General features: G+C 43.1%; 31 protein-coding genes. 24 read left to right on the forward strand and 7 right to left on the reverse strand.

What is annotated here, in order from left to right:
* The first annotated feature begins 52 nt into the window (after window positions 1-52).
* The 16 genes from rpoD to MST20_RS14730 all read left to right on the forward strand — a co-directional run bounded on the left by rpoD (window position 53) and on the right by MST20_RS14730 (window position 12623).
* Window positions 53-1174 carry an RNA polymerase sigma factor RpoD gene (rpoD, locus tag MST20_RS14655; RefSeq protein WP_043928723.1) on the forward strand — a complete coding sequence of 374 codons (1122 nt, stop codon included), beginning with the start codon at window positions 53-55 and terminating at the stop codon, window positions 1172-1174.
* A 354-nt stretch (window positions 1175-1528) separates the two neighbouring features.
* Window positions 1529-1888: a cytochrome c550 gene (gene cccA / locus MST20_RS14660; protein WP_020452233.1), complete on the forward strand. Its 360-nt coding sequence runs from the start codon at window positions 1529-1531 to the stop codon at window positions 1886-1888.
* Between the two features lie 358 nt (window positions 1889-2246).
* Complete coding sequence (locus MST20_RS14665) at window positions 2247-2681, forward strand: YwqH-like family protein (RefSeq protein WP_243943081.1); 435 nt, start codon at window positions 2247-2249, stop codon at window positions 2679-2681.
* Window positions 2681-2944 carry a YwqI/YxiC family protein gene (locus MST20_RS14670; protein WP_243943083.1) on the forward strand — a complete coding sequence of 88 codons (264 nt, stop codon included), beginning with the start codon at window positions 2681-2683 and terminating at the stop codon, window positions 2942-2944. The genes MST20_RS14665 and MST20_RS14670 overlap by 1 nt, the downstream gene beginning before the upstream one ends.
* Before the next feature lie 25 nt (window positions 2945-2969).
* The gene (locus MST20_RS14675; RefSeq protein ID WP_243943085.1) at window positions 2970-4973 is read left to right on the forward strand and encodes a T7SS effector LXG polymorphic toxin; all 2004 of its coding nucleotides are present in this window, start codon (window positions 2970-2972) and stop codon (window positions 4971-4973) included.
* Window positions 4970-5473 carry a cytoplasmic protein gene (locus MST20_RS14680; protein WP_243943087.1) on the forward strand — a complete coding sequence of 168 codons (504 nt, stop codon included), beginning with the start codon at window positions 4970-4972 and terminating at the stop codon, window positions 5471-5473. The genes MST20_RS14675 and MST20_RS14680 overlap by 4 nt, the downstream gene beginning before the upstream one ends.
* A 232-nt stretch (window positions 5474-5705) precedes the next feature.
* On the forward strand, window positions 5706-6215 hold the full coding sequence (locus tag MST20_RS14685; RefSeq protein ID WP_243943089.1) for an Imm6 family immunity protein: 510 nt from the start codon (window positions 5706-5708) through the stop codon (window positions 6213-6215).
* A gap of 258 nt (window positions 6216-6473) precedes the next feature.
* A complete protein-coding gene (locus MST20_RS14690; protein ID WP_243943090.1) occupies window positions 6474-6977 on the forward strand; it encodes an Imm6 family immunity protein in 504 nt (167 codons plus the stop codon).
* A 231-nt stretch (window positions 6978-7208) separates the two neighbouring features.
* Window positions 7209-7364 (forward strand): hypothetical protein, encoded by a 156-nt coding sequence (locus MST20_RS14695; RefSeq protein ID WP_243943091.1) that lies wholly within the window; start codon window positions 7209-7211, stop codon window positions 7362-7364.
* Window positions 7318-7722: an Imm6 family immunity protein gene (locus MST20_RS14700; protein ID WP_243943092.1), complete on the forward strand. Its 405-nt coding sequence runs from the start codon at window positions 7318-7320 to the stop codon at window positions 7720-7722. Before MST20_RS14695 ends, MST20_RS14700 begins: the two co-directional genes overlap by 47 nt.
* A gap of 149 nt (window positions 7723-7871) precedes the next feature.
* Window positions 7872-8531, forward strand: coding sequence for a hypothetical protein (locus tag MST20_RS14705; protein WP_243943093.1), 660 nt, complete (start codon window positions 7872-7874; stop codon window positions 8529-8531).
* 482 nt (window positions 8532-9013) lie between these two features.
* Complete coding sequence (locus tag MST20_RS14710; RefSeq protein WP_243943094.1) at window positions 9014-9514, forward strand: hypothetical protein; 501 nt, start codon at window positions 9014-9016, stop codon at window positions 9512-9514.
* Window positions 9515-9525: 11 nt separating this feature from the next.
* Window positions 9526-9750 (forward strand): hypothetical protein, encoded by a 225-nt coding sequence (locus MST20_RS14715; protein WP_020452227.1) that lies wholly within the window; start codon window positions 9526-9528, stop codon window positions 9748-9750.
* 226 nt (window positions 9751-9976) lie between these two features.
* Complete coding sequence (locus MST20_RS14720; RefSeq protein WP_243943095.1) at window positions 9977-10702, forward strand: endonuclease V; 726 nt, start codon at window positions 9977-9979, stop codon at window positions 10700-10702.
* Window positions 10703-10857: 155 nt separating this feature from the next.
* Window positions 10858-11505 (forward strand): tRNA (adenine(22)-N(1))-methyltransferase, encoded by a 648-nt coding sequence (locus MST20_RS14725; RefSeq protein ID WP_243943427.1) that lies wholly within the window; start codon window positions 10858-10860, stop codon window positions 11503-11505.
* Window positions 11502-12623, forward strand: coding sequence for a Nif3-like dinuclear metal center hexameric protein (locus MST20_RS14730; RefSeq protein WP_243943096.1), 1122 nt, complete (start codon window positions 11502-11504; stop codon window positions 12621-12623). The genes MST20_RS14725 and MST20_RS14730 overlap by 4 nt, the downstream gene beginning before the upstream one ends.
* 25 nt (window positions 12624-12648) lie before the next feature.
* Here the strand turns inward: MST20_RS14730 and MST20_RS14735 are convergent, their stop codons facing one another.
* Window positions 12649-13593, reverse strand: a complete 945-nt coding sequence (locus MST20_RS14735; RefSeq protein WP_243943097.1) for a 4-hydroxy-3-methylbut-2-enyl diphosphate reductase — start codon at window positions 13591-13593, stop codon at window positions 12649-12651.
* A 120-nt stretch (window positions 13594-13713) separates the two neighbouring features.
* Window positions 13714-14361, reverse strand: a complete 648-nt coding sequence (gene vrrA / locus MST20_RS14740; RefSeq protein ID WP_243943099.1) for a VrrA/YqfQ family protein — start codon at window positions 14359-14361, stop codon at window positions 13714-13716.
* Between the two features lie 255 nt (window positions 14362-14616).
* On the opposite strand from vrrA, the gene MST20_RS14745 reads away from it, so the two are divergent.
* Both MST20_RS14745 and MST20_RS14750 read left to right on the forward strand, forming a co-directional pair.
* The gene (locus MST20_RS14745) at window positions 14617-15936 is read left to right on the forward strand and encodes a DEAD/DEAH box helicase (protein ID WP_243943101.1); all 1320 of its coding nucleotides are present in this window, start codon (window positions 14617-14619) and stop codon (window positions 15934-15936) included.
* Between the two features lie 11 nt (window positions 15937-15947).
* The gene (locus MST20_RS14750) at window positions 15948-16841 is read left to right on the forward strand and encodes a deoxyribonuclease IV (RefSeq protein ID WP_243943102.1); all 894 of its coding nucleotides are present in this window, start codon (window positions 15948-15950) and stop codon (window positions 16839-16841) included.
* A 27-nt stretch (window positions 16842-16868) separates the two neighbouring features.
* Here MST20_RS14750 and MST20_RS14755 read toward each other — a convergent pair whose 3' ends face one another.
* Window positions 16869-17123, reverse strand: a complete 255-nt coding sequence (locus MST20_RS14755; RefSeq protein ID WP_023855226.1) for a DUF2624 domain-containing protein — start codon at window positions 17121-17123, stop codon at window positions 16869-16871.
* 129 nt (window positions 17124-17252) lie between these two features.
* Between MST20_RS14755 and MST20_RS14760 the strand changes: the two genes are divergently transcribed.
* The 4 genes from MST20_RS14760 (at window position 17253) to zur (ending at window position 20326) form a co-directional block, all read left to right on the forward strand.
* Complete coding sequence (locus MST20_RS14760; protein ID WP_165427580.1) at window positions 17253-18137, forward strand: YitT family protein; 885 nt, start codon at window positions 17253-17255, stop codon at window positions 18135-18137.
* A gap of 143 nt (window positions 18138-18280) precedes the next feature.
* Complete coding sequence (locus tag MST20_RS14765) at window positions 18281-19057, forward strand: metal ABC transporter ATP-binding protein (protein WP_023855223.1); 777 nt, start codon at window positions 18281-18283, stop codon at window positions 19055-19057.
* Window positions 19057-19917, forward strand: coding sequence for a metal ABC transporter permease (locus MST20_RS14770; RefSeq protein WP_023855222.1), 861 nt, complete (start codon window positions 19057-19059; stop codon window positions 19915-19917). Before MST20_RS14765 ends, MST20_RS14770 begins: the two co-directional genes overlap by 1 nt.
* Window positions 19895-20326, forward strand: coding sequence for a zinc uptake transcriptional repressor Zur (zur, locus tag MST20_RS14775; protein WP_243943104.1), 432 nt, complete (start codon window positions 19895-19897; stop codon window positions 20324-20326). Before MST20_RS14770 ends, zur begins: the two co-directional genes overlap by 23 nt.
* 68 nt (window positions 20327-20394) lie before the next feature.
* Here zur and MST20_RS14780 read toward each other — a convergent pair whose 3' ends face one another.
* Complete coding sequence (locus tag MST20_RS14780; RefSeq protein ID WP_243943106.1) at window positions 20395-20979, reverse strand: 5' nucleotidase, NT5C type; 585 nt, start codon at window positions 20977-20979, stop codon at window positions 20395-20397.
* Window positions 20980-21116: 137 nt separating this feature from the next.
* On the opposite strand from MST20_RS14780, the gene MST20_RS14785 reads away from it, so the two are divergent.
* The gene (locus MST20_RS14785; RefSeq protein WP_065644174.1) at window positions 21117-21488 is read left to right on the forward strand and encodes a hypothetical protein; all 372 of its coding nucleotides are present in this window, start codon (window positions 21117-21119) and stop codon (window positions 21486-21488) included.
* Between the two features lie 38 nt (window positions 21489-21526).
* Here MST20_RS14785 and ispG read toward each other — a convergent pair whose 3' ends face one another.
* The 3 genes from ispG to MST20_RS14800 all read right to left on the reverse strand — a co-directional run bounded on the left by ispG (window position 21527) and on the right by MST20_RS14800 (window position 23900).
* Window positions 21527-22645, reverse strand: a complete 1119-nt coding sequence (gene ispG, locus MST20_RS14790; protein WP_243943428.1) for a flavodoxin-dependent (E)-4-hydroxy-3-methylbut-2-enyl-diphosphate synthase — start codon at window positions 22643-22645, stop codon at window positions 21527-21529.
* A gap of 106 nt (window positions 22646-22751) precedes the next feature.
* The gene (locus MST20_RS14795; protein ID WP_020452212.1) at window positions 22752-23057 is read right to left on the reverse strand and encodes a LysM peptidoglycan-binding domain-containing protein; all 306 of its coding nucleotides are present in this window, start codon (window positions 23055-23057) and stop codon (window positions 22752-22754) included.
* An 84-nt stretch (window positions 23058-23141) separates the two neighbouring features.
* Window positions 23142-23900, reverse strand: coding sequence for a DUF1189 domain-containing protein (locus tag MST20_RS14800; RefSeq protein WP_243943108.1), 759 nt, complete (start codon window positions 23898-23900; stop codon window positions 23142-23144).
* Window positions 23901-24058: 158 nt separating this feature from the next.
* Between MST20_RS14800 and MST20_RS14805 the strand changes: the two genes are divergently transcribed.
* Window positions 24059-24541 carry a DUF456 domain-containing protein gene (locus tag MST20_RS14805; protein ID WP_243943110.1) on the forward strand — a complete coding sequence of 161 codons (483 nt, stop codon included), beginning with the start codon at window positions 24059-24061 and terminating at the stop codon, window positions 24539-24541.
* Window positions 24542-24673: the final 132 nt, after the last annotated feature.

The raw sequence follows: 24673 nt of genomic DNA on the forward strand, positions 1-24673 counted from the left end.
AGCGGGATGCTTTTAGAATTCGTCTGTAAGTTTTGGAAGGAGGGATCCATGAATGGCTGATAAACAAGCACACGAGACCGAAACTGAATTCACATTTGAACAGGTGAGGGATCAATTAACAGAAGCCGGAAAAAAACGCGGAGTGCTCACATATGAAGAAATTGCAGAGCGCATGTCCAGCTTCGAGATCGAATCAGACCAAATGGATGAGTATTATGAATTTTTAGGAGAACAAGGCGTTGAATTAATTAGCGAGAACGAAGAAACTGAGGATCCTAATATTCAACAGCTGGCCAAGGCCGAAGAAGAATTTGACCTTAACGATTTAAGCGTGCCTCCGGGCGTTAAGATAAACGACCCTGTCCGCATGTATCTGAAAGAAATCGGACGGGTAAACCTTTTGTCTGCAAAAGAAGAAATCGAATACGCGAAAAAAATCGAAGAAGGCGACGAAGAGTCGAAGCGCCGTCTCGCTGAAGCCAACTTGAGACTTGTCGTCAGCATCGCAAAACGGTATGTCGGCCGCGGAATGCTTTTCCTTGACCTTATTCAGGAAGGAAACATGGGCCTGATGAAGGCGGTAGAAAAGTTTGACTACCGCAAAGGATACAAATTCAGCACATACGCCACATGGTGGATCAGACAGGCGATTACAAGAGCGATTGCCGACCAGGCGAGAACGATCAGGATTCCTGTTCATATGGTTGAAACCATCAACAAGCTGATTCGTGTTCAAAGGCAGCTCCTTCAGGATCTCGGCCGCGAACCAACGCCTGAAGAGATTGCGGAAGATATGGATCTGACGCCTGAAAAAGTCCGTGAAATCCTAAAGATCGCCCAGGAACCGGTTTCACTCGAGACTCCGATCGGTGAAGAGGACGATTCACATCTGGGAGACTTCATTGAGGATCAGGAAGCGACTTCTCCGTCAGATCATGCAGCATATGAATTGCTGAAAGAACAGCTTGAAGATGTACTGGATACATTGACAGACCGTGAAGAAAATGTGCTCCGCCTTCGCTTCGGCCTTGATGATGGTCGTACAAGAACATTAGAAGAAGTTGGTAAGGTATTTGGGGTAACAAGAGAACGAATTCGTCAAATAGAAGCTAAAGCACTTCGTAAATTAAGACATCCAAGCAGAAGCAAACGCTTGAAAGATTTTCTCGAATAAACTTGAACGGGTCAGGAGATCCGTTCTTTTTTCACGACATAATGAAAGCGCTATTATTGGTAACCCGATTATATTTTACTTAATTTCTTTCGAATTTGCAAATATCCAAAAGTGCATTTTGAGTCATTATAACCTTGAGATCGAAGGAAAAGCCCTTTATAATTGTTGTTGTAACCGTATTCAAAAACTGGTCTTTAAATGGAAAATGAACAATCGCTTCATCATCCGTTATTTTGTCTAAAATGTGAACTTCATCAGCTTTTGTTTCATAATCGGTTTACTTTTTGTAAAATTAAAGTAGAATTAGAATTGTTTACATAAGGGGCAGGGGTAAATTAAAAAGGGGGATGTAAAATGAACCGCAATCCATTGATACCATTTTTGTTAATCGCCATTATGGGCATAGGACTTGTTTTTATCTTATCCATAAAAGGCCTTTATGACGAAAAAGAAATTGCAGGCGAAGGGAATAAAACAGCTCAAGAAGACAAAGCGGATGCCTCGCCTGAAGAAATTTACAAAGCGAACTGTGTAACCTGCCACGGCGAGAATTATGAAGGTGTATCAGGTCCTAAACTGAAGGGCGTCGGGGACCGGATGGATACAGGTGCGATTAAAGAAAAGATTGAAAAAGGCGGTAACGGAATGCCGGGAGGACTTGTTCCGGCGGAAAAGCTTGATGATATGGCAAAATGGGTGTCAGAGATTAAATAGCTTTTCAAGATTGGCTAAATCACCAAAAGGATTCGTAATGAAAGCTTAGACAAGAGCTTTTGTGCGAATCCTTTTTTGTTTTCATTAAACGGGGGTTTTTGCTTAGCGGTGAGTCATGTTGAAAGGGTGATTTGGACTATTTAGATTTTCGGTCCCGGCCTTTAAGAGGATGATGCGTCTGTCGGAAATAGGCCTTTGTTACTTTTTTTGGGGCGCATTCCAGCTTTACAGGGAAAAAATAAGCAATCCACCCTATTTAAGTAAGATTGCATCTATTTTACTATTATATAAATGGAGAAAATGCAGCGGATGCACTGGTGCCATCCGTCTATTTGAGTATTTCCCTGAGGTGAATCATATGAGTCATGAGAGCACATTGAATCATATCCACAGCACGATTAACCAAAAGCTGGCTGATGTAGAAAGCCGGATTGAACGTGTCAAAACAGCAAAAAAGGAGATTGAGAAAGAACACGAAACCGGGATTGTCGAGATCAGACAAATCTTGCACCCTCATCTGAACAGCCACTGGACGGGGGACTTCGCCAATGATTTTGATGACGAACGGGATGAAGCTCATACATCAATGTACAACATCGTGAACGGAAAGTACGAAGGCTATATTTCACAGCTGGAGAGAAAAATTTTCGCGCTGGAAATTGAAAAACACAGCCTTGAATTGGCGGGAGCGGCAGCTAAAGAGGCGGATCATTTGCTTTCTCTCGGAGAAAAAGCGGTAAATCAGTTGAGCGATAAACTCCGCTCAATCAAAAACAGTTGGAGCTGGTTTTAATGACGACAATCAAGCTGAAACATGAAGCGGTCATCAAAAAGCTGGAGGCCGTAAGAGAGGCGCTCGAGGCCCTAGACCTGCCAAATCCTCCGAAAGCTGCGGGGAAAAATAACTTGACATATGTGACAAAATGCAACGAACGCGAGCAGAACATTCATCAGATGGTGGCCGATTACAAAAAAGCCGTACACAAAAACATAAAGGATACGAAGGAAAATGTCGATTTGCTGAAAGAGCAGGACAAAGCAATCGCCAGAAAATAGCCCTTAGGTTAGAGAGGACAATTCAATGAAAGTATTTGAAGCGCATTCTTTAATTGAAGCAGCGAATAACCGCAAGAAACAATACGAAACCTTTGAGGATCAACTGCAGACACTCAAAAAAGCGTTTCTTGGGGTCGCTGATTTAGGTGAAGATTTTCAGGGGAAAGGTGCCGACAACATTAAAGACTTCTACAAAGGACAGGCAGAGATCGTAGACAGCTGGTTAAAGCTTGTTGAAGCGCAGATTGCTTTTTTTAAAGGTGTATCGGGTGATATAAAGGACAAAAAGCTGTCCGATTCTTATGTGGAAGTCTCTTTTTTGGATCATGAACTGAAAAACGCTGATTTGAAAGCGACGGAAATCGTCTCGGGGCTCAAGCTGGAAATGGATAAAATCATCGCAAGTATCAGCGATATCGTTGACTTGGACAATTGGACGCTCGACGATTATATTGATAAAATGTCTAAAGCGCAAACAACCCGTCAAAACACCATCGACGCCGTTAATCAGCTGGATGAATCGCTCAAGACCGAATACACAAACTTACAAGCGCTCGACAGCGCCGTGCTCGGCAAATATTCCGGGCTGATGGAAGCTACAAGCCACGGAAAAACCGCCTCGCCGATGTATTTTAGCTTGAAATCGTTCCACTCAAGCGAGATCTATAAAAATACGATAGAAGTCGAAAATCAAGCCGCCAATTATATTGAATTCAAAAATGAACAGGCAGAAGCGCGCAGGCTTCAGGAAAAACAAGAAGAAGAAGCGAACAAGCCTTGGTATTTAAAAGCGCTTGACGCAGCCGGAACATTTGTCGGAGAAGTCAGCGGGTATTATGATTATAAGAGAGCCGCTGAAGGTGTCGACCCGGTCACAGGAGAAAAGCTGACAGACGGCCAGCGTGTCGCCGCCGGAGCAATGGCGGCAGCAGGATTTATTCCGATCGTAGGGTGGGCAGGCCGAGCCTTCAAAGGCGGCAAAGCCATTTATAAAACAGGAAAAGGACTCATCGCCGCTGAACACGCGCTTGACGCTTACAAAGCCTCAAAAACGTTGAACGTCTTGAAAATGACGGAAATGGGCGCCTACGGCCTTGTCGCTTCAAATGGGTTCTCAGAAGCCGTCACGGGCAAGGACATGTTTGGAAACAAAGTTTCTGAAGAGAGGCGGAAACAAGGACTGATCGAAGCCACCTTGAGTCTCGTCGGTGCAGGTGCTGTCGCAAAAACGGCAAACCACGGCGCTCAAACATTGGCCAAAACGGCCGGCAAAAACATTCCGCTCGCGAAATCGCCAAAAGTGGAACTGGTACAAAAAGGAAACAACATCCTTGAAAAGGTGAAATCCTTCCAAGTTCCGACAAACGTCCGCGTCTACGTCGAACAGCCGGCCTCCGCAACAGGCCACCATATCGGCACCCCAATTGTCCGCGTGAATGTGGAAAAAACGCCGGTGAAAGAGATTGGGATTGTGAAGATGGTGAGTGGTGGGGGGACTGGTACTGGGAGAGCTACTAGACTTATTCCTGGTACACCTGGAAAACCAACGACAGGAGACCCAACTAAATTAGGAAAAAACATACTAGAGTCAATGGGTTTACCACGATCCGCAAGTTGGAAAGGCTATCAAGCACAGCACATCATTCCATCTCAGCTAAACAAACACCCTGTTATAAAAAAAATTGGAATGGAAATGAATGACGCGTCAAACGGAATATTTTTACCTATACCGATGGACGACATCAGCGGTTTATCTAGACATAGAGGTTACCATAGTGTATATAACAATGTTGTAAGACGACAACTTGATAAATTGGATGTAAACCAAGACATAACAATATTAGAAAAACAAGTGTATGAACTACAACAAAAATTAAAAAAAGGAGTGGAGATTGGAATACCATTGTATAAGACTAAGGTGAAAAATCTCGAAGAATTTTATAAAAGTGGAAAAAATAAAAAGCTCCCTATTTGGAACAGAGGCGGTGGAGCAACCGAAGAATTATGGGAAAGGTGGTTATCTAAATGAATTTTGGTAAGAACACTCAATTAGTCGAAGAAGTAATGAGCTTTATTCGTAATAACAAGATGTTTTTCAATAAGAACTTTAGTGTACCTAATTTGCAAGTCATTAATAATTTTAGTGATGCGCAAAATTTTGCTTGGTCACAAGATTTAAATGAAGTTGATACAGTGTGGGAGCATGTTAAATCATTAGAAACTGAAAATATTGTAGAAAAGATATACGATTTAGATTTAGCTACTCAGCAAGATGAATTATACGAGCATTTCGGTGACTATGAAAATTACTCTGAAGATTTTCTTCCGTTTGATTATGTAGATATTCATGAGGAGATTGAAGGAGACCTCACAATGTGTGCTTTAAATCGGTTGGTCAATGGAAAAACAAATAATTTTTATGAAAAGGTTTTTGAGATATATAAAGAAGGCGGATGGCCTTGCGGTTGGAAGGGAACATATCCTAAAGGGGAATTTATTGTCTTTGTCCCATCTAGTAGCAACGAATAAGAAAAAATAAATATAATCACTTGCAAACCTTGATTGGCCGTATGCTTTCCAAGGTTTTTGGAAATTTGAGACAGTTTAGTGATAACAAGTTAATGTATATAAAGGTAAATGAATTACAACGAGAAAGTTCAGCCTATCACTTCCTACAGTTAGAGCATAAAGAAAAGCGTCTCCGTAGAACAGCCGACCACATCGGCACTCCAATTTTCCGCCCTGAATAAGGGGGGGGATCATGGATAATATTTTTTTGGACAATTTACAAAATGAAGTTAAAGTAGGATTTGTTTTAACAGTTGCCGAAAGAGTATTTTCTGTAATCAGCAAAGACGATGAAAGGTATCCGGAAGGAAGAGAAGCATTGGACAAATGTTGGTTATGGGTTGAATCTCATGCTGTTACTGGTGAGGACTTATACGAGCTTATTGATAACGCAGACTTTACAGGAATTTCAGAATTTGCTGAGGAAGAAGAAGACTTGAATATTGCTAGGCTGTGGTCACTATTGGTTGATGCTGTCGCTTATACTTCTTGGGAAGCTTATAAAAAAGAAAAAGTAAAATATTTACCACAAGCTTTAGAAGGTATAAATAAAGATAGCATTACCATCTTTTTAAACAGCGCAGTGGAAACTGGTTTTATCACATCGAAAGAGGTTGAAAAGATAAGAAAGGGCATTGAGGATTATCAGAGTACAAACGAGGAGATCCCCACAAAAAGAGAAGAGTTTATAAAGTTATTTTAATTAGGAAAGAACTCAATCGTAAGTTTAATATATGTTTATTAACCGTTCCTAAAGTTAAGAATAAAGCACTTGATTGCCAAGCAAGGCGACAAGTGTTTTTTCAGTTTTAGGATAGAAAATGAGTACCAGACGGGGTATTTAAATTCCCCAATTTAACGATAAAAGTAACTTCTGAGACTATTCAAGGAATCAAGCCAAACGGAAGATTGAATTTAGTTATTAAAAATGGTGAATATATTTAATTGAGGAGTGTAGTAGATGTTTCAAGAGTGGGAAGAATTGAATGATCATTTAAAATTAGCATATTATTTAGGACTTTGTGAAGCAATAGTTCCTGCATTAAAACAATCAAACGATTTCAATTATATAAAAGAAGCATTAGATGCCTGCTGGAAGTGGCTTGAACACAAGAATATAGAAGCAGACGATCTTTATGCTTACCTGGAAAATTTAGATGTCACAGGGATTTTAACTTTAATGCAGCTTGAATCAAATGAAGATGATCTAGATGCTTGGATATGTATTGCCGATGCAATATCTTATACAATTCACAAAGCATATAAATATCAGAAAGATGAGTATTTACCTGAAACCATCGAATCCATTGATTCTTACGAGTTATTTGAGGAATTTCATAGTCACTTTAATTTATTATTTGAAAATCCAGGTCAAAAAGAAAAAGCTTTTTTGAAGTTTTTGAAAAAAGAAGGGTCAGAAAAAGTTTCCAAGGAGAGCGTTCAAGATTTTTTACTTGATAGTTAGAATAGAAATAAGAAAGCTGGCATATCCAAGCTACGGATTGGACACTCGACAATGATATTAATAAAATGTCAAATCGCAAAAAACGGCAAAACACCATCGTGAATACGCGCTTGACGCCTACAAAGCCTCATAAACGTTGAACGTCTTTGTAAGATCAGAAATTGATGAAAGCATTAAAGTAACTGGCAGACTTAATCTAAGGATTTAATTGATTAGTTGGAGGTTAAATTCATGGCAGATACAAACTTCGATCGTTTCACAGAAGACAGTAAAGTAATATTTTTTCTTGGACTTTCGGAAAAAGTTTCGTCGGTATTTTCCCGAAAGGAAGACCAAATTTTTGCCAAGGGAAGCTCTAGAAAAATGTTGGGAGTGGATAAAAGATAAAAATAATATGGGGGATATTCTTTATGATTTATTGGATAATGAGGAAAATGGCATAACTATAATTCAAGAGATGTCAGATAATGAAATAGCTGTCGCAGCTTGGAACTGTATGATTGATGCAGTTGCATACACTAGTAGAAAAGCATTTGAACGAGAAGGTGTTAAATATTACCCAGAACCAATTACTTTAGTTGATGACACATTAGTGGACCATTTTATTGACTGTTTTGAAAAATGTATAGAGGATGCAGATAATTATATTCAGAGAATAAATTCTTTGCTGGACGATTACAGAAATGGAGATATTGCGAGTGATTTGAGGAAAAAAATATTAAAGGAATTACAAATACAAAATTAACTACAGCTCTCCTATTTTATGAGCCTTTGTGAATTAGAACTTATCAAATTAGAAAAGGATGTTTAAAGTTTAGAGTTACAGGAAATTCCTGAGCAGAGATACAGAGATATAGCAGAAAACAAATCAACAGTTCATAAAGAAAATCAGGAGTGAACACTTTGTCTAATTCCATTAAATCATTAGAACCTATAAATATACCAAGCGGCTGGTTCGTTAAATATAATAATTTAACCGTCACTCAAGAACAAGTTGAACCAAATACCAAATTATTAGAATTAGAAAAACAAAGATATCATGCTGCGGTTAAAATCATAAAAGGCCAGGATGAATATCTTATTCATATTTATGATAATCATAGAGAAACGATTGACACAATCCATGTTGAAGATCGCCGGCAGTTAGTGAACGAATTGGAACGGATCATTTGGAAAATTGAAGCGGCGGCATTTGGAGGAAACATTTTCATTTTTGAAGGACCCCCTGACTATTTACGTCTGAGAATTCCTCAAGGATGGACCGTCTCTTATAATAAACTAATTGATATCGATCCAGATCAGTTAGAGGAAGACAGTGATGACTGGTTTAACTTTACGTCATCATTATTGCAGTTGGAGCATAAAGAAAGCCGCTTGATTTTAGATGTCGGCTGGTACATAGATATTGATCCTTCAGGCACTTTTTATATGCTGTTAATAAAGAATCAGGACTGGGAAAACCCGTTAGAAGACAGGGAAACGAGAAGACCGGAAAAATTAGTGGCCCATATAGAAGCTACCCTTCAAAAAGCAGGGGAACTTAAATATAAATAGCTATCTGATAATTTGTTAGATTTTGGCCAGGGAAAGTTGTATTCCATGTATCCGGGGCCGGCCGCGATATGTTTGGAAATCAATTATCTGAAGAAAAGCGTAAACAAAGCCTGATGATTGCAGTGGCTATTGGGGGATATGGGTCACTATTTGAATCGTGTACATACCAGAAATATGCCTGTTTCTTATTCACCTGTAAATAGGAGTAAAGCAGATAAAAAGGTTACAGACATGATTGATAGCGCTAATCGAACAGTTGAAAAGGTAAGTCCATCAACTGATGTGGTTACTTACAGACGAGTTCAAGGCGGAATTCCACCAAATGCAAGCAGGGTTCGTATAAACATAGATAAAATGGCAGAGTTAGTATTCCAAATACAGTTCTTGCTCCATGGATGGAGTGGATAGAAGAGTACGCTGCTAATGGCAGGATAATAAAAAATGAGTGACTGAGAACGGTAAGGGGGGGGGGGAGAGCTAAAATGTTATTAGAACCAACGTATGCTGAAAATATAATAGTTGGGGTTGTTTATAATAACGCATGGAACTGGTATGTCACAGAAAAAGATGTATGGTTTTTAGATTATAATAAACTCGACGAGGCCTACAAAGCTAAAGGGTTTCAACTAGATGATTTCATTGATGAGAGTGAGCGGGGTGGTATTCAGGTATTAAACAATAACAATGCATTAGAATTCTTGCAACGAATCAAAAAGTACAAGGTAACAACTGAAGAACTAAATCATCTCATGCATGAAATTTTTCAACACAATGCAACTGATGATCTGTTAGATTTCAGTCCTTCATTATTAATTGATTTTGATAAGCGAAAGTTGTATTCCATGTACCCAGAGCCGGCATCTTATGAAGAATATGTACCGAATCACTGGAGCGGGATTTATGAGGACTTTACAAGTCTAGTTCCTGCAAATCAAAAGTATTGGATCAATCATAAAGGGAAAAGTTTTTTTTCAAAAAGATAGGAGAGTGTCTTATGAATAGTAATGATACGGTAACCATGTTAAATGAGGAATTTGTGAATGATCAGACAGGTGAAAAGGTCGAAGGCATTACGATTATCATAGATGGACAATTTAAACAAGTTCTAGATATCATTAAAGCCAAAAGCGACAGTTATGAGAATTACACTGAGATCATACGGGACGCTGTTTTTGAGGGTGTAAACAGTATGACGATGAAGCTGAGAAATAAAGAATAATAATGAATGATTAAAACATACCCCGATTTACCAAAAGACAAACAGAGCTCCCCATTTTTTGCTTGCTGAGGGGTTCTTTTTTTATATGCTGATCATTCTATAAGACATCTTACTGTCCCGGCTTATCCCGGTATGAATCAATAACTTTGAATGAACTGAACAATTTAGATATGATCTGGATAAAAGTGCTTTAAAAAATGGGATGATAGAAAGTTGGTTTTTAAAGATGAACATCAACAACATACACGATTTTAATTTAAACCAAGAAAATGACTTTTTAGCGATACAAACAAAACTAAAAAAACATATCAATCTAGTAAACTCCATCAGTAAAGACGATCTGCAAACCTGTGCGGGGGTTGATTTAGCTTATTGGGAGGAAGATGGTGAAGCGTTTGGTGTCTGCAGTATCATCGTGCTGGATTTTCATACGAAGCGTGTCATTGAAAAAGTACATAGTGCAGGGAAAATCGATGTGCCTTATATCGCGGGGTTTCTTGCTTTTAGGGAGCTGCCGCTTATTATAAAGGCGGCTAAGAAGCTGACGATTGAACCGGATGTTTTTTTATTTGACGGGAATGGCTATCTCCATTTTAACCATATGGGGATTGCGACACATGCGGCGTTTTTTCTCGAAAAGCCAACGATCGGCATTGCGAAAACTTACTTGAAAATAAAACAAACTGATTTTGTGATGCCTGATAATAAATTCGGCGCTTATACCGATATTGTGATTCATGGCGAAGTCTACGGACGTGCGGTGCGGACAAGGCAAGATGTCAAACCGATTTTTCTATCATGCGGACATTTGCTTGATTTAGACAGCAGTTATGACATCGCGATGAGCTTGGTCAATCGAGAAAGCAGGCTGCCGATTCCGGTTCGGCTCGCGGATCTTGAGACACATGCTTTACGTGCGTACTACAGAGAAAATCAAAAATTGGCCGAGTAGAATGTTGATTTGCTGTTCCAGCTTGGAAACTACAGCGATTTTTTATATGATAGTAAAAGAAAAATGAATCTAGAAAAGTTGTGATAATTGTGAATGAATTGAAGTTATCGAAAAGGCTGCAGACTGTGGCGGAATACATAACAAAAGGGGCGGTTGTGGCTGATATCGGGTCTGATCATGCGTATTTGCCTTGCTATTGTGTGCTGAATCGCCTGGCAAGCGCCGCGATCGCCGGAGAAATCACAGATGGTCCTTTTCTTTCTGCGAAGCAGCAGGTTGAGAAACTGCAGTTAAGTTCGCTCATATCCGTAAGGAAAGGAGACGGGCTTGAAGTGATTGAAAAGGGCGAAGCTGATGTGATCACGATTGCCGGAATGGGGGGCTCGCTCATTGCTCACATTCTAAAAGCGGGCAAGGATAAGCTCTCAGGTAAGGAACGTTTGGTTTTGCAGCCGAATATCCACGCTCACCATATTAGAGAGTGGCTCTATCAGGAAGGCTATGCACTGATCAATGAAGAAATCCTTGAAGAAGACGGCAAGTACTATGAGGTTCTTGTCGCGGAAGCGGGCGATCGGGATGCGGCTTACGATGGGGTTTCCTTTGCGGCAGGCATGCTTGTCGGCCCATTTTTGGCCAAACAACAAAATGCTGTTTTTATCAAAAAATGGTCGCAAGAACTGAAACATACAGAAAACATCTATCAACAAATTGAAGCGGCTCTTCCGAGTGCAGAAAATCGACAAAAATTGCTTGAGCTGTCAGAACGGATAGAGATCTTAAAGGAGGTACTTAGAAGATGACAAAAACGATAAACGGGCATGGAATCATTCAATTGTTTGAACAATTTTCACCAAAGTCATTCGCCGTTGAAGGCGATAAAATCGGCCTGCAAATCGGCACGCTGAACAAAACGGTGGCTAATGTCATGGTCACGCTTGATGTTCTCGAAGAAACGGTTGATGAAGCGATTGCAAAGAACGTTGACTTAATCATTGCGCATCATCCGCCTGTTTTCAGGCCGCTGAAACATGTCATCACAGATCAGCCCGGGGGAAGGCTGATCGAAAAGTGCATCAAGCATGATATCGCCGTTTATGCGGCTCATACAAATCTCGATGTCGCTGACGGCGGAGTCAATGACATGCTTGCGGAAGCGCTGGAATTAAAGAACACAAAAGTGCTCGTTCCGACCTATGAAGAGCCGCTGAAAAAACTTGCCGTTTATGTCCCGAAAGATTATGAAGAACAGGTGCGCGCAGCGCTTGGAGACGCCGGAGCCGGTCATATCGGCGCCTACAGCCACTGTGCGTTTTCTTCAGAAGGAGTCGGCAGCTTCAAGCCGCTGTCTGAAGCCGATCCGTTTATCGGCAAGCGGGGCGAGCTTGAACGGGTCGAAGAGGTAAGAATCGAGACCGTTTATCCGTCAGGTATTGAAAAATCCGTGATCAAAGCGATGAATGAGGCCCATCCGTATGAAGAAGTGGCCTTTGATATTTACCCCGTCGAGCAGAATCCGCTCCAAAAAGGGCTGGGCCGTATCGGTGAATTGAAAGAAGAGATGACACTTGGAACATTTGCCAGCTATGTAAAAGAAAAGCTGGAAGCGAACGGAGCGCGGATGGTAGGCAAGTCTGATGCGAAAGTAAGGAAGGTCGCTGTATTAGGGGGCGACGGCAACAAATACATCCATCATGCAAAACGAATGGGCGCCGATGTATATGTCACAGGAGACCTTTATTTCCATACGGCGCACGATGCTATGATGATCGGGCTGAATGTGGTCGACCCCGGACATTATGCCGAACAAATCATGAAAAACGGAGTTGCGAAAAAGCTGACGGCGATGTGCCGGGAGAAAAAATACGATGTCGCCGTCTTTCCATCAGATACAAATACGAACCCGTTTACATTTGTATAAAAACAAAACCTGAAGCTGAAGAGCTTCAGGTTTTTGCTTTTACTTTAGGCAAGATTTTTTGAAGAGGTACTTCGTGACTGATCTGCCATGTTGACGGGTCTTCATGATCGAATTGTTCTAAAAAGCGGATGACTTCTTTTGTAATCGGGGTCGGGGTCGATGCGCCGGCCGTTACAGCGACGGTTTCCACGCCGTCGAGCCATTCCAGCTTTAATTCGCTTAAATCGCCGATCCGGTATGCTTTCGTACCTGCGATTTCTTCGGAGACCTGGGCGAGACGGTTCGAGTTATTGCTTTTCGGATCGCCGACAACGATTGTCAAGTCGGCTTTTTTCGCCTGCTCGGATACCGCTTCCTGACGCACTTGGGTGGCCAGGCAAATCTCCTGGTGGAATTCAACATCCGGATATTTTTCTTTTACTTTTTCCATAATATCATGGACATCCCATTGGGACATCGTCGTTTGGTTCGTGACAATCAGTTTCTCCGCATCAATGTCCAGCCTTTCCACGTCTTCTTCGGTTTCAACAAGATGAACGATATCCGGGGCGACACCGACCGCTCCTTCAGGCTCCGGGTGTCCTTTTTTTCCGATGTAGATGACGTGATAGCCTTCCGCTTTCATTTTTCGGATTAAATCGTGTGTTTTTGTCACATCAGGGCAGGTGGCGTCAATCGCGACAAGACCTTTATCCTCAGCTATTTTGCGGACTTCAGGCGAAACGCCGTGAGCGGTGAAGATCACCGTTCCTTTGTCGACCTGATTCAAAATCTCAAGCCGGTTCGGACCGTCAAGCGTATAAATGCCCTCTTTTTCAAATGCGTCGGTGACATGTTTATTGTGAACGATCATACCTAAAATATATATAGGTCTCGGCAGACTTTTATCGAGAGCCGCGTTTTTGGCGATGACCATGGCGTCGACGACACCGTAGCAATAGCCGCGCGGCGATATTTTAATTACGTTCATTCTTAGTCCTCCTATAAAGAAGTAAGAGCCGGGCATGATAAAAAGCCGTAAAAAACGGCTTATTTTTGCAGTCTCTATAGACCTCATTATATCTGATCCCGCAGGAGATATCAAAGAATGTTATACATACAGTTTAGGTTTTGATCCTCCGGTTTTTCTTTTTGAAGACGGAGGGGCTGAACGGCTCTGTTTTTTTCTGATTTCTTCGGCTTTGGATTTTTCGGGTGTTTTGGAAGATACTTTTATTTCTTCTTTCTTTTCGCCGCTCGTTTCGGTCTTGTTGTCCGGTTCGTCTTTTTGTTGTTCGCTGTCCTCCGCTTCAGTATCATCGGAATTCAGCTGTCTGAACATTTTCACCATGCCAGGGAGATTGCGGACGAGGGGTCCGTATTGCTGAATCATCGGCGTTACTTGCTGGGCTACACCGAGCGCTTTTTGAACATTGCCGAGCATGTTAGAAATGGTAGCCGGATTGGCAAGACCTTGAATGCCTCCAAGGCCGCTTCCGGTTCCGCCGAGGCCCGCACCTGTTCCCCCGGACGCGGCAGATCCGGGAAGAAATTTCGAGAGCAACCCTTGAATCCCTCCTCCTCGCGCGCCTGCTTGCTGCTGGGCGGCGCCCAGCGGCTGAAACATTTGCTGCAGGCCGCGGGGCTGCGCTTGAGGGGGCTGCATTCTCATCCCCTGATGTCTCGGCATCAAGGCTCTGCCGGGCCTTTGCGGCATCTGCGGTCTTGGCTGATTTCTCATCGGCTGTTGCTGAAACATACTTGTACCTCCTTTCAAAATCCTTCTCTTGATAGGGTATGCACCAACAGTGGCAAAGTGCCTTTGCCGCCGGCCCGAATAGGGCGGGGGTGATGGTTTTTTTCCGCAGGATCAGTTATAATTTAATGATGGACATGATATCAGCCTTTTTTTAAGCAGTGCGGCATAAAAAAGGATACATAAGCGCACAATTCAGCCATATAGGATAAAGCTTGGAGCGCCGGAATAAAGGCTTTCCAAGAAGGAGTTGGGAAAATGAAACAAACGAAATTTGAAATGTACGATTTAAAGCCGTTTATTATAGAGGCTGTTCACCACTTGGGATTTTATGAGCCGACTGATATTCAAAAGCGGTTAATTCCATCGGCGCTGAAAGGGGAGAGTGCAATCGGGCAGTCGCAGACAGGTACGGGAAAAACGCATGCCTATCTGCTCCCGCTCTTAAGCAGGATCGATCTTGAAAAAGAGTTCGTTCAAGTCGTGATTACGGCTCCGACAAGGGAGCTCGCCAACCAAATTCATCAGGAAGTCCTGAAAATCACCAAATTTTTAGGGCCTGATGAAGCGGTTCGTTCTAAATGTTTCATCGGCGGGACCGATAAACAAAAATCGATTGACAAATTAAAAACGCAGCCTCATCTGGTGGTTGGTACGCCGGGGCGAATTGCAGATCTGATCAGGGAGCAGGCGCTCGATGTTCATAAAGCCGGTTCGCTCGTTATCGACGAGGCGGACTTAATGCTTGATATGGGATTTTTGGAAGATGTCGATTTTATCGGATCGCATATGCCTGAAGGCTTGCAGATGCTCGTATTTTCCGCAACGATTCCCGAAAAATTAAAGCCTTTCCTGAAAAAGTACATGGCCAATCCGAGGTATGCGCATGTTGAGCCGAAGCACATCACGGCCGAAAAAATCGAACACGTGCTCATACCTTCCAGACACAGGAATAAAAATGAGCTGCTGCTCGAGGTTATGACCCATTTGAATCCGTATTTGGCGATTGTTTTTGCCAATACAAAAACAACGGCTGACGAAATCGCCGCTTACCTGGCGGACAAAGGGATGAAAGTCGGACTTCTTCACGGAGGGCTTACGCCGCGGGAACGAAAAAAAGTGATGAAGCAAATCGGCGATCTGGAATTCACCTATATCATAGCCACTGATTTGGCTGCAAGGGGAATCGATATTAAAGGCGTCAGCCATGTCATTAACTATGAACTGCCTGACGATCTTGATTTTTACGTTCACCGCGTCGGTCGTACAGCGCGCGCCGGAACATCCGGAACAGCGATGACGTTTTATGATACATCTGACGAAGATGCACTTGTGAAGCTAGAACAGATGGGAATCGTGTTTGAAAACATGAGGCTTGAAAAAGGCGAGTGGAAAAAGATCGATGACCGCAAGCGCCGTCAGAACCGAAAAAGAACGCCTGATGAAACGGATGAAGTCGCCAAGCGGCTTGTAAAAAAACCGAGAAAAGTCAAGCCCGGATATAAGAAGAAAATGCAGACGGAAATCAATAAAATAAAAAGACAGCAAAAAAGAAAGCAATTTAGAAAAGGAAAGTAGGGGAAACAGTTTTGTTGAAAATCGGTTCACACGTCTCAATGAGCGGAAAACATATGCTGCTCGCGGCCAGTCAGGAGGCAAGCTCCTACGGCGCCAATACATTTATGATCTATACGGGAGCGCCGCAAAACACGCGCAGGAAAAAAATCGAGGATTTGAATATTGAAGCAGGAAGGGCTCATATGGAGGAGAACGGCATCTCTGATATCGTCGTTCATGCCCCGTATATTATCAATATCGGCAATACAACAAATCCGGCCACATTTGAGCTCGGTGTCGAGTTCCTGCGTTCTGAAATTGAAAGGACATCGGCGATCGGCGCCAGACAAATCGTTCTTCACCCGGGAGCTCATGTAGGTGCGGGCGCAGAAGCGGGCATACAAAAAATCATCGAAGGATTGAACGAGGTCATCGACCCGAATCAGAATGTGCAGATCGCTTTGGAAACGATGGCCGGCAAAGGTTCAGAATGCGGGCGGTCGTTTGAGGAGCTGGCACAGATCATCGACGGCGTTACACACAATGAACATTTATCCGTCTGCTTCGATACATGCCATACCCATGACGCAGGTTACGATGTAGTATCCGACTTTGACGGTGTCTTAAACGAATTCGATAAAATCGTCGGAATCGACCGTTTAAAAGTGCTTCATATTAATGACAGCAAGAATGTCAGAGGCGCGAGAAAAGACCGGCACGAAAACATCGGATTTGGAGAAATCGGTTTTGATGCGCTTCAATACATCGTTCACCACGATCAGCTGACAGATATTCCGAAAATCCTTGAAACGCCTTATGTAGGAGAAGATAAAAAGAACAAAAAGCCGCCGTACCGGTTTGAAATTGAAATGCTTAAAAATAAACAGTTTGATGAAGGGCTGCTGGAAAAAATCAAGCAGCAATAAAAAAGGGGGGCGTATCAGCTCCCCTTTTTATGATACGTATTGAGAAAACAGCTGGTTCAAAAGCTGCACCGCTTCTTTTGAAGTGACCGCTTCCACCTGCTTGAGCAGTTTATTGCGTTCTTCCTCATTAAAAATATTGATGTTTTTTCCTTTCACAAGCTTTTCTACTTCAAGCGCTTGTTTTCTTGTTACATGAATTCCGTATTGTTTAGCGTACTTCAGCACCTCGTCAGCCGTGACCTGATTTAAACGCTGCAGCACGATTTTTTGAAATAAAATCACGTCCATTCCTCCCCTCTGAACTAATGTATGGCGTAAAATTAAAAATGTGTCATTTTTTTATTTCAGTCTGTTAAATGATATGATGATGATAAGGGACGGTTTGGCCAGTTTGGGAAAAGGAGAGACAGAATGGCAAATACCACAAAACAGCATAAAAAAGAATCAGCGGTCAAAATGGCATTCCGGATCGTCATGATTCTCGTCGGGGCTGCCTGCGCAGCCGCCAGCATCGAATTATTTTTAGTGCCGAACAACATCATTGATGGGGGCATTATCGGCATTTCACTAATATTGGACTACATTTTTAAAGATACTCCGTATATCAACTTCGCACTGCTCGTCGTCGTTCTTAACATTCCGTTTATGTTTTCAGGCTACAAGCACATCGGAAAAACGTTCTTAATTTCAACCCTGATCGGAATCATCAGCTTGTCAATTATCGAAACCTTGTTGCATCATGTAGAAGGGGTTACGACTCAGCCCGTCCTGGCAGCCGTATTTGGCGGTCTTCTGCTCGGATTCGGCGTAGGGCTTGTTATTCGTAACGGCGGTTCTATGGATGGAACTGAGATACTCGGCATTTTGCTTACGAAAAAGCTGCCGTTTTCAGTCGGCGAATTTGTCATGTTCGTCAATGTCTTTATTTTTGCGTGGGCAAGCTTTGTATTCGGCCTTGAGCAGGCTATGTTTTCGGTTATGACATACTATATTGCGATGAAGACGATCGACGCCGTTATTCAAGGGCTTGATGAGACGAAAGCGGTTATCATCGTTTCAGATCAATACGAGGAGATTTCCGATGCGCTGCTGCATCGCCTCGGCCGGGGAACGACCAAGCTCAAAGGGAAAGGCGGCTATTCCGATGAGGACACAGAGGTGATTTATGCCGTTGTGACCAGGCTTGAAGTGACGAAGCTGAAATCGATTGTTTTCGATATTGATCACAATGCTTTTATTACGATTATGGACACGCACGAAACGCGTGGAGGAAAGTTCAAAAACGCCATCCATTAGGCTTTCATTTACTTTTTTTTAGTTTATATGTATAATTTAAAGATGAACTGGTCAATCGTGAAAATGGCTTGCTGCTTTTCGGCTGCCATTTTCTTTTTGTGCGATAAATCGTAATGATTCTGGAGAGTTTGAAGGTGAACGTATTGAAACAACCTATTATTGAAATGAAGCATGTATCATATTCCTATGATCATCGAAATGTGATAGAAGATATCAATTTAAACATTGAAGAAGGGACTTTTCTCGGCTTGGTCGGTCCAAACGGATCGGGAAAGACGACATTGCTGAAATGCATTCTCGGGCTGATTAAGCCGCAGACAGGCGAACTTAATTTGTTCGGCGTCCCTCTCAGAAAATTTAAGGACTGGAGCAAAATCGGCTTCGTATCCCAAAAAGCAAACAGCTTTAACACCGGTTTTCCCGCTTCCGTATATGAAGTGGTGGCAAGCGGTTTAACAGCGAAGCTCGGCTTATTCAGGCGCATGTCTAAAGCCGATAAGCAAAAGGTGGATGAAGCGATCGAAGCCGTCGGCATCACGTCCTTGAAAGACAGAAACATCGGCGAGCTTTCGGGAGGACAGCAGCAAAGAACTTTCATCGCGAGAGCGCTTGTGAGCGAACCGAAGCTGCTCATTCTTGACGAGCCAACGGTTGGAGTCGATCAAAAAACAGTTGAAGGGTTTTACAAGCTGCTGGAGAAGTTGAATCGTGAAAAAGGCATTACGCTCATTCTTGTCACCCATGATGTCGGCACGGTTTCCGATAAAGTCACACACGTTGCCTGCATGAATAAACATCTTCATTTTCACGGCAATACAGAAGAGTTTGAGTCCATGACAGATCAAGACTTGTCTCAATTTTACGGGCATGATGTTCAAGCCATCAGCCACAATCACCATCATCATGGAGGACACGAATAATGCTGACACCTTTTTTTCATTATGAGTTTTTGCAAAACGCTTTTATTTCAGGAATATTAATCGGCCTCATCGCGCCCTTGCTCGGTGTATTCATCGTTGTCAGGCGTCTGTCGCTGATCGCGGATGCGCTCAGCCACGTTTCTTTAGCCGGCATAGCGGCGAGCCTGTATGCAGGCAAACAGTTTGCAGTGCTCGCCGGGGTCAGCCCAATCTATTTCGGAATGGCGTTTTCCGTTGCCGGATCTTTGATTATCGAGAGGCTGAGAACGGTTTATAAACATTATCAGGAGCTGGCGATCCCGATTATCATGTCGGGAGGAATCGGGATTTCCGTTATTTTTATTTCGCTTGCGGACGGATTTAATACGGATCTGTTCAGCTATCTATTTGGCAGCGTCAGCGCTGTTTCGCGGGAAGACATGCTGGTGATCGTCGGAATTTCCGCAGCCGTTCTGATCGTGGTGTTTTCCCTTTTTAAAGAGCTGTTTCTTCTGTCATTTGATGAAGAGCATGCAAAAGCTTCGGGGATTTCCGCAAAGTGGATTCATTTTATATTTATTTTGATCGTTGCGCTTGTGATCGCCGCCTCTATGAGAATCGTCGGTACGCTTCTCGTTTCAGCGCTGATGACGCTCCCTGTCGCTGCAAGCATGCGCATTGCCAAGGGGTTTAAGCAGGCGATCTTCTTATCGATCCTATTCGGTGAACTTTCCGTCATCGTCGGCCTGGTGCTTGCTTATCATCTCGATCTGGCGCCGGGGGGAACGATCGTGATGCTGTCGATCTTTATCCTGATACTGTGCATCAGTTATAATAAAATCAAAAGGAGGATTCGCCGTGAACGTACAGGAAGCGCTTGATTTACTGAAGGAAAAAGGATATAAATATACAAGCAAACGGGAGGATATGCTTCAGCTGTTTAGTGATTCTGATAAATATTTAACGGCGAAAAATGTCCTTTCCGCTTTAAACGATGATTATCCGGGGTTAAGCTTTGATACGATCTACAGGAATTTGTCGCTGTTTGAAGAACTCGGCATATTGGAAACGACTGAGCTTTCCGGTGAAAAGCTGTTTCGTTTTAAATGTTCTTCTGCTCATCACCACCATCATTTTATTTGCATGGTGTGCGGCAAAACGAAGGAAATCGAGCTATGTCCGATGGAAAAGCTGACAGACGATCTTGACGGCTACCAGATCAGCGGCCATAAGTTTGAAATTTACGGAACGTGCCCGCGATGCGAAGAAAATAGCACGGAAGCGCAGTAAAGAAAAGCGGCATATGGCGTTTAAAGCCATATGCCTTTTTAACGCAAAAGCATGTAAGAGACTTTATCTTACATGCTTTTTGCGCCTTTAATCGTTTTCGCGTTCTTTTTCAGCCATTCGGCGGCTTCAAGCCAGCTGTCGACTCTGACGATGTTTGAATCGGTCGGAAGCTGATTGTACGGCGTATTAAACAACAGAACCGGAATGCCTGCTTCTTTTGCAATCATGGTTGCATTCCCGTGGTGGTCCTCAAAGAAAACATCGATTTCATGCCTGAAGACGGCTTCCAGTTTATCGTGTCCGCCGACAAGTTCTATATGGTCATAATGAATGTCGCGTTTCTCGAACCAGTCAAAGGTGATATCCTCCAGATGGTGTCTTCTTGCCGTAATGTATATCAGCTTATGCTGTTTTTTCAGTTCATCCAGCGTCTGTTTGGCATATTGAGCCAGCAGCGCTTCCTGATAGATGCGGGGCTCGTTTTCGTTCATCCATTTCCAAAAATCTTCTTGGGATATATTCAGCAGCTTTGTTAAGTCATATTCCTTAATATCTTCCAATGTAATGGAGAGGCTGAACGACTCGTTCAAATAGGGAACAAAAGTATCCTGGGCAGTAATCGTTCCATCAATATCGATTCCTAAATGTAACATGTCCACACTCCTTATCATCCATTCCTCCAGTGTATCATAATCTTTTAACATTTACAGTAAAGTTTAGCAAACATGAATCGGGCTAAAATGCTTAAACTATAAATGCTCCTTTATGGATTAAAGAGGGGGGATATCGAATGGAAAGAGATCAAAATGTTCGCGATCGTAACCGGGCCGGTTATGATGCTGACCTAGTCGATGCGACTTTAGATAATGATGACTTTTTAGAAGAAACAGCAGCAGAAGTTGCCCCGACTTATCGTACAGATAACAGGGACAACGGCGAAGCGCGTAACGATGCCGATGCTGCCGGCGGACGTGTAACCGGATATATCGCGCTTGCGCTTTCGATTATTTCCTTGTTTATGCTTCCAGTGCTGTTAGGAATTGCAGGGATCATTGTCGGTTATATAGCCAGAAGACAAGGAGCAGCTGGCTTAGGAGCATGGGCAATGGGTATCGGTGCAGTTTCCTTGGTGCTTGGCATATTCATCACCCCGTTTTTCTAACGGAAAAAGCTTGACGGATATCCGTCAAGCTTTTTTTATTATGTGTTTAATTTTTCTTTTTCGGCCGCTTGTTTGGCATAATGCTCTTCGGCGAGCTTGTCGATTTCTTTTTTCAATTCATCGACCATCGTTTCCTCAGGCACTTTCCGGACGATTTCGCCTTTGCGGAACAGGAGGCCTTCGCCGCGTGCGCCGGCAATTCCGATATCGGCTTCGCGCGCTTCTCCGGGACCGTTGACGGCACAGCCGAGAACGGCAACTTTGATCGGCGCCTTGATTTTAGCGATGTAATCTTCGACTTCATTGGCGATGCTGATCAAATCGATTTCGATCCGGCCGCAAGTCGGGCAGGAAATCAATGTCGCCGCATTGGAAGCGAGCCCGAAAGATTTCAGGAGCTCCCTGGCGACTTTTACTTCTTCGACCGGGTCCGCGCTTAAAGAAATCCGCAATGTATTGCCGATTCCTTTTGAAAGGATCGCGCCGAGACCGGCGGCGCTTTTCACCGTACCGGCAAACAGCGTTCCCGATTCGGTGATGCCTAAATGAAGCGGATAATCGAATGCTTTTGCCGCTTTTTCGTACGCTTCAATCGCCAGATTTACATCAGACGCTTTCATGCTGACGATGATATCGTGGAAATCGAGATCTTCAAGAATTTTAATGTGGTGCAGTGCACTTTCGACCATGCCGTCTGCTGTCGGATAGCCGTATTTCTCAAGGATACGTTTTTCCAGAGAGCCTGCATTGACGCCGATCCGGATCGGAATGCCCTTTTCCTTCGCTGCATTGACAACGGCTTCAACCTTTTCGCGGCGGCCGATGTTTCCCGGATTGATGCGGATTTTATCGGCTCCGCCTTCGATCGCTTTTAAAGCCAATTTATAGTTGAAATGAATATCCACGACAAGAGGGATGGATATCCGCTTTTTGATCTCAGGAATCGCGTCTGCAGCCCGTTCATCAGGACAGGCGACGCGGACGATTTGACATCCCGCTTCCGCGAGTCTGTTGATTTCGGCGACGGTTGCTTCAACGTCATGTGTTTTCGTTGTTGTCATGCTTTGAATGACGACTTCGTTATTGCCGCCTATTGTTAAAGGTCCCACTTTAACGGGACGCGTTTTTGTACGATGTGTGATTTCACTCACTTGAATTCGCTCCTTAAGTATAATTCGGAGGCGGTTGCTCCTTTTCTTATACCAAATCGTTTACAAGTCTTATTGTAACAGCCCGTTCATGAAACTGACAAGAAATTAACGCTTATTCAGGATAAACGGGAAACTTGTAGGTGACGCCTGCTTGAATGCGGCTCGCCTTCACATTCGGATTCAGCGCTTCAAAATCTTCGGCTATTTTGTCGGCCGGAACGGCGCTGTTCCCGATGATTGAAAATACGGTCTGTCCGGGTTTGACGGTAACGGTCTTATATTGCAGGCTTGCAGCCGGAGCTTCCGCTGCCATGGTTGAAGCCGGCAAGGCGTTTTGAGGGATGGTGCCTGATTTCAAGTCATAATAAACAATGAACAGGGCGAGCAAAATCGAAAACAGCACAATCACACGTTTCATCTGTTTTGTCCCCATTTCGTGCATTTTTTATTATGTTACGCTTGTCCCTCTTTCAACATGACAATAAATTTGCTCCTGCCCGTTTTACCTTGCTGTTTTAGAAGCCGGCGTCTCTTTAATGGCGAGAAACAGGATGATAAAGTTCACAAACCAGTTCAGGAGAAACTGACTTGGAACCACTGCCTCCAGCGCGTCCATAATTGCAAAAAACACGGTTGCGAGCGTGATCGAATAAGCAGACATCACCCAAAGCTGTTTATAAGAGAGCATTTTCTTCTGACCATTGCGAATGATCAGCCCGATGACGGCAAGAACCGAAACATCAATGAATTTTCCGGCTGCCGTCGCCAAAAACAGCAGAACGCATAAGACGGGAACAATCACTGATTTATTTTGATCAACTAAAGAAAGGATATCATCCTTAGACATGTCCTCGGGAAGCATTGTGTATGGCATTTCCTGGACTTGGCCGTCAATGGCGATGACGAACTTATCTTTCAGGATGCCGACGGAATTCCGTTTGTCTTCAATCTGTTTTGTTTTATAAGAGCCGCTCGGATCAAAAACGATGACAAATCCGAATGACTGTGATTCAATCGCTTTCTTTGCATCTGTTTGCAGTGAGCCGTCTTTTATGGAGAAATCGGGGAATTCTTTCACAGCTGACTGAAAGCTGTTCATTGTATTCACCACTCCGCTGCTGATATGGTAAAGGTTCGGGAGAGCGGCGATGATGCTGAGCAAAAATACGTATAAAATCGTTCTCCCTATGCCTTGGAAACGCATTTTGCCAATCGCGTGAGGGGAATATGTACTTTTAAAAAATCGCTGAAATAAATTCATTCGTTTTTCACTTCCTATTTCTATAATGTATCTGCATTATTGTATCGTCACAAAAGGACGAATACAAGAAAACTTATCGATCAACAGGGGTTCTGGAAGTTTCCTTTTGGAAAAATGGGTATAATATGAAGCATCACAATCGATTGGAGGGGATTCGCATGGATGTTTTATATTGGATCATCGTTGCGGCGATGTTCATCATTGCGTTCATCGGCCTTGTTTATCCCATCATTCCGAGCGTCGTTTTCATCGTAGCCGGCTTTGTTCTATACGGATTTTTATTTACATTCGGGCATTACTCCTACTTATTCTGGATCATTGAAGGCATTTTTACAGCCGTATTGTTTGCCGCCGACTATATTACAAATCTCCTCGGTATTAAGCGCTTCGGCGGCAGCAGGGCGGCGATATGGGGCAGCACGATCGGCCTTTTGATCGGACCGTTTGTGATACCGGTGGCAGGCATTATTTTGGGGCCTTTTATCGGGGCCTTGGCAGGTGAGATGATTGTTCATCAGAAGGATATCAAAACTGCCGCTAAAATTGGAATCGGTTCGCTGATCGGTTTTATTTCCGGAGTTTTAGCTAAAAGCGTGATCCAGTTAATCATGATCGGCTACTTTTTATATACTGTGCTTTAAATTTTCCCCTGCATGTTTAAAAAGAAGGTGAAAAGGATAAAGTTTAGTGAGCGCTTGAAATGCACTTGTGATCATTTTGTGAGCATTTCCATTGAAACAAGCCTTTTCTTTTGATACATTGAAAGAGGAAAG

The sequence above is a fragment of the Bacillus sp. B19-2 genome (assembly GCF_022832475.1).
In the GTDB taxonomy this organism is placed as follows: domain Bacteria; phylum Bacillota; class Bacilli; order Bacillales; family Bacillaceae; genus Bacillus; species Bacillus paralicheniformis.

Coding starts and splice junctions, on each gene's coding strand:
- MST20_RS14715 (WP_020452227.1), top strand. CDS start 9,526: ATGAATAGTAATGATACGGTAACCATGTTAAATGAGGAATTTGTGAAT.
- MST20_RS14710 (WP_243943094.1), top strand. CDS start 9,014: ATGTTATTAGAACCAACGTATGCTGAAAATATAATAGTTGGGGTTGTT.
- cccA (WP_020452233.1), top strand. CDS start 1,529: ATGAACCGCAATCCATTGATACCATTTTTGTTAATCGCCATTATGGGC.
- MST20_RS14780 (WP_243943106.1), bottom strand. CDS start 20,979: ATGTTACATTTAGGAATCGATATTGATGGAACGATTACTGCCCAGGAT.
- MST20_RS14720 (WP_243943095.1), top strand. CDS start 9,977: ATGAACATCAACAACATACACGATTTTAATTTAAACCAAGAAAATGAC.
- MST20_RS14695 (WP_243943091.1), top strand. CDS start 7,209: ATGGCAGATACAAACTTCGATCGTTTCACAGAAGACAGTAAAGTAATA.
- MST20_RS14665 (WP_243943081.1), top strand. CDS start 2,247: ATGAGTCATGAGAGCACATTGAATCATATCCACAGCACGATTAACCAA.
- MST20_RS14690 (WP_243943090.1), top strand. CDS start 6,474: ATGTTTCAAGAGTGGGAAGAATTGAATGATCATTTAAAATTAGCATAT.
- MST20_RS14745 (WP_243943101.1), top strand. CDS start 14,617: ATGAAACAAACGAAATTTGAAATGTACGATTTAAAGCCGTTTATTATA.
- rpoD (WP_043928723.1), top strand. CDS start 53: ATGGCTGATAAACAAGCACACGAGACCGAAACTGAATTCACATTTGAA.
- MST20_RS14795 (WP_020452212.1), bottom strand. CDS start 23,057: ATGAAACGTGTGATTGTGCTGTTTTCGATTTTGCTCGCCCTGTTCATT.
- MST20_RS14670 (WP_243943083.1), top strand. CDS start 2,681: ATGACGACAATCAAGCTGAAACATGAAGCGGTCATCAAAAAGCTGGAG.
- vrrA (WP_243943099.1), bottom strand. CDS start 14,361: ATGTTTCAGCAACAGCCGATGAGAAATCAGCCAAGACCGCAGATGCCG.
- MST20_RS14805 (WP_243943110.1), top strand. CDS start 24,059: ATGGATGTTTTATATTGGATCATCGTTGCGGCGATGTTCATCATTGCG.
- MST20_RS14680 (WP_243943087.1), top strand. CDS start 4,970: ATGAATTTTGGTAAGAACACTCAATTAGTCGAAGAAGTAATGAGCTTT.
- MST20_RS14785 (WP_065644174.1), top strand. CDS start 21,117: ATGGAAAGAGATCAAAATGTTCGCGATCGTAACCGGGCCGGTTATGAT.
- MST20_RS14735 (WP_243943097.1), bottom strand. CDS start 13,593: ATGAACGTAATTAAAATATCGCCGCGCGGCTATTGCTACGGTGTCGTC.
- MST20_RS14685 (WP_243943089.1), top strand. CDS start 5,706: ATGGATAATATTTTTTTGGACAATTTACAAAATGAAGTTAAAGTAGGA.
- MST20_RS14800 (WP_243943108.1), bottom strand. CDS start 23,900: ATGAATTTATTTCAGCGATTTTTTAAAAGTACATATTCCCCTCACGCG.
- MST20_RS14760 (WP_165427580.1), top strand. CDS start 17,253: ATGGCAAATACCACAAAACAGCATAAAAAAGAATCAGCGGTCAAAATG.
- MST20_RS14770 (WP_023855222.1), top strand. CDS start 19,057: ATGCTGACACCTTTTTTTCATTATGAGTTTTTGCAAAACGCTTTTATT.
- MST20_RS14730 (WP_243943096.1), top strand. CDS start 11,502: ATGACAAAAACGATAAACGGGCATGGAATCATTCAATTGTTTGAACAA.
- MST20_RS14675 (WP_243943085.1), top strand. CDS start 2,970: ATGAAAGTATTTGAAGCGCATTCTTTAATTGAAGCAGCGAATAACCGC.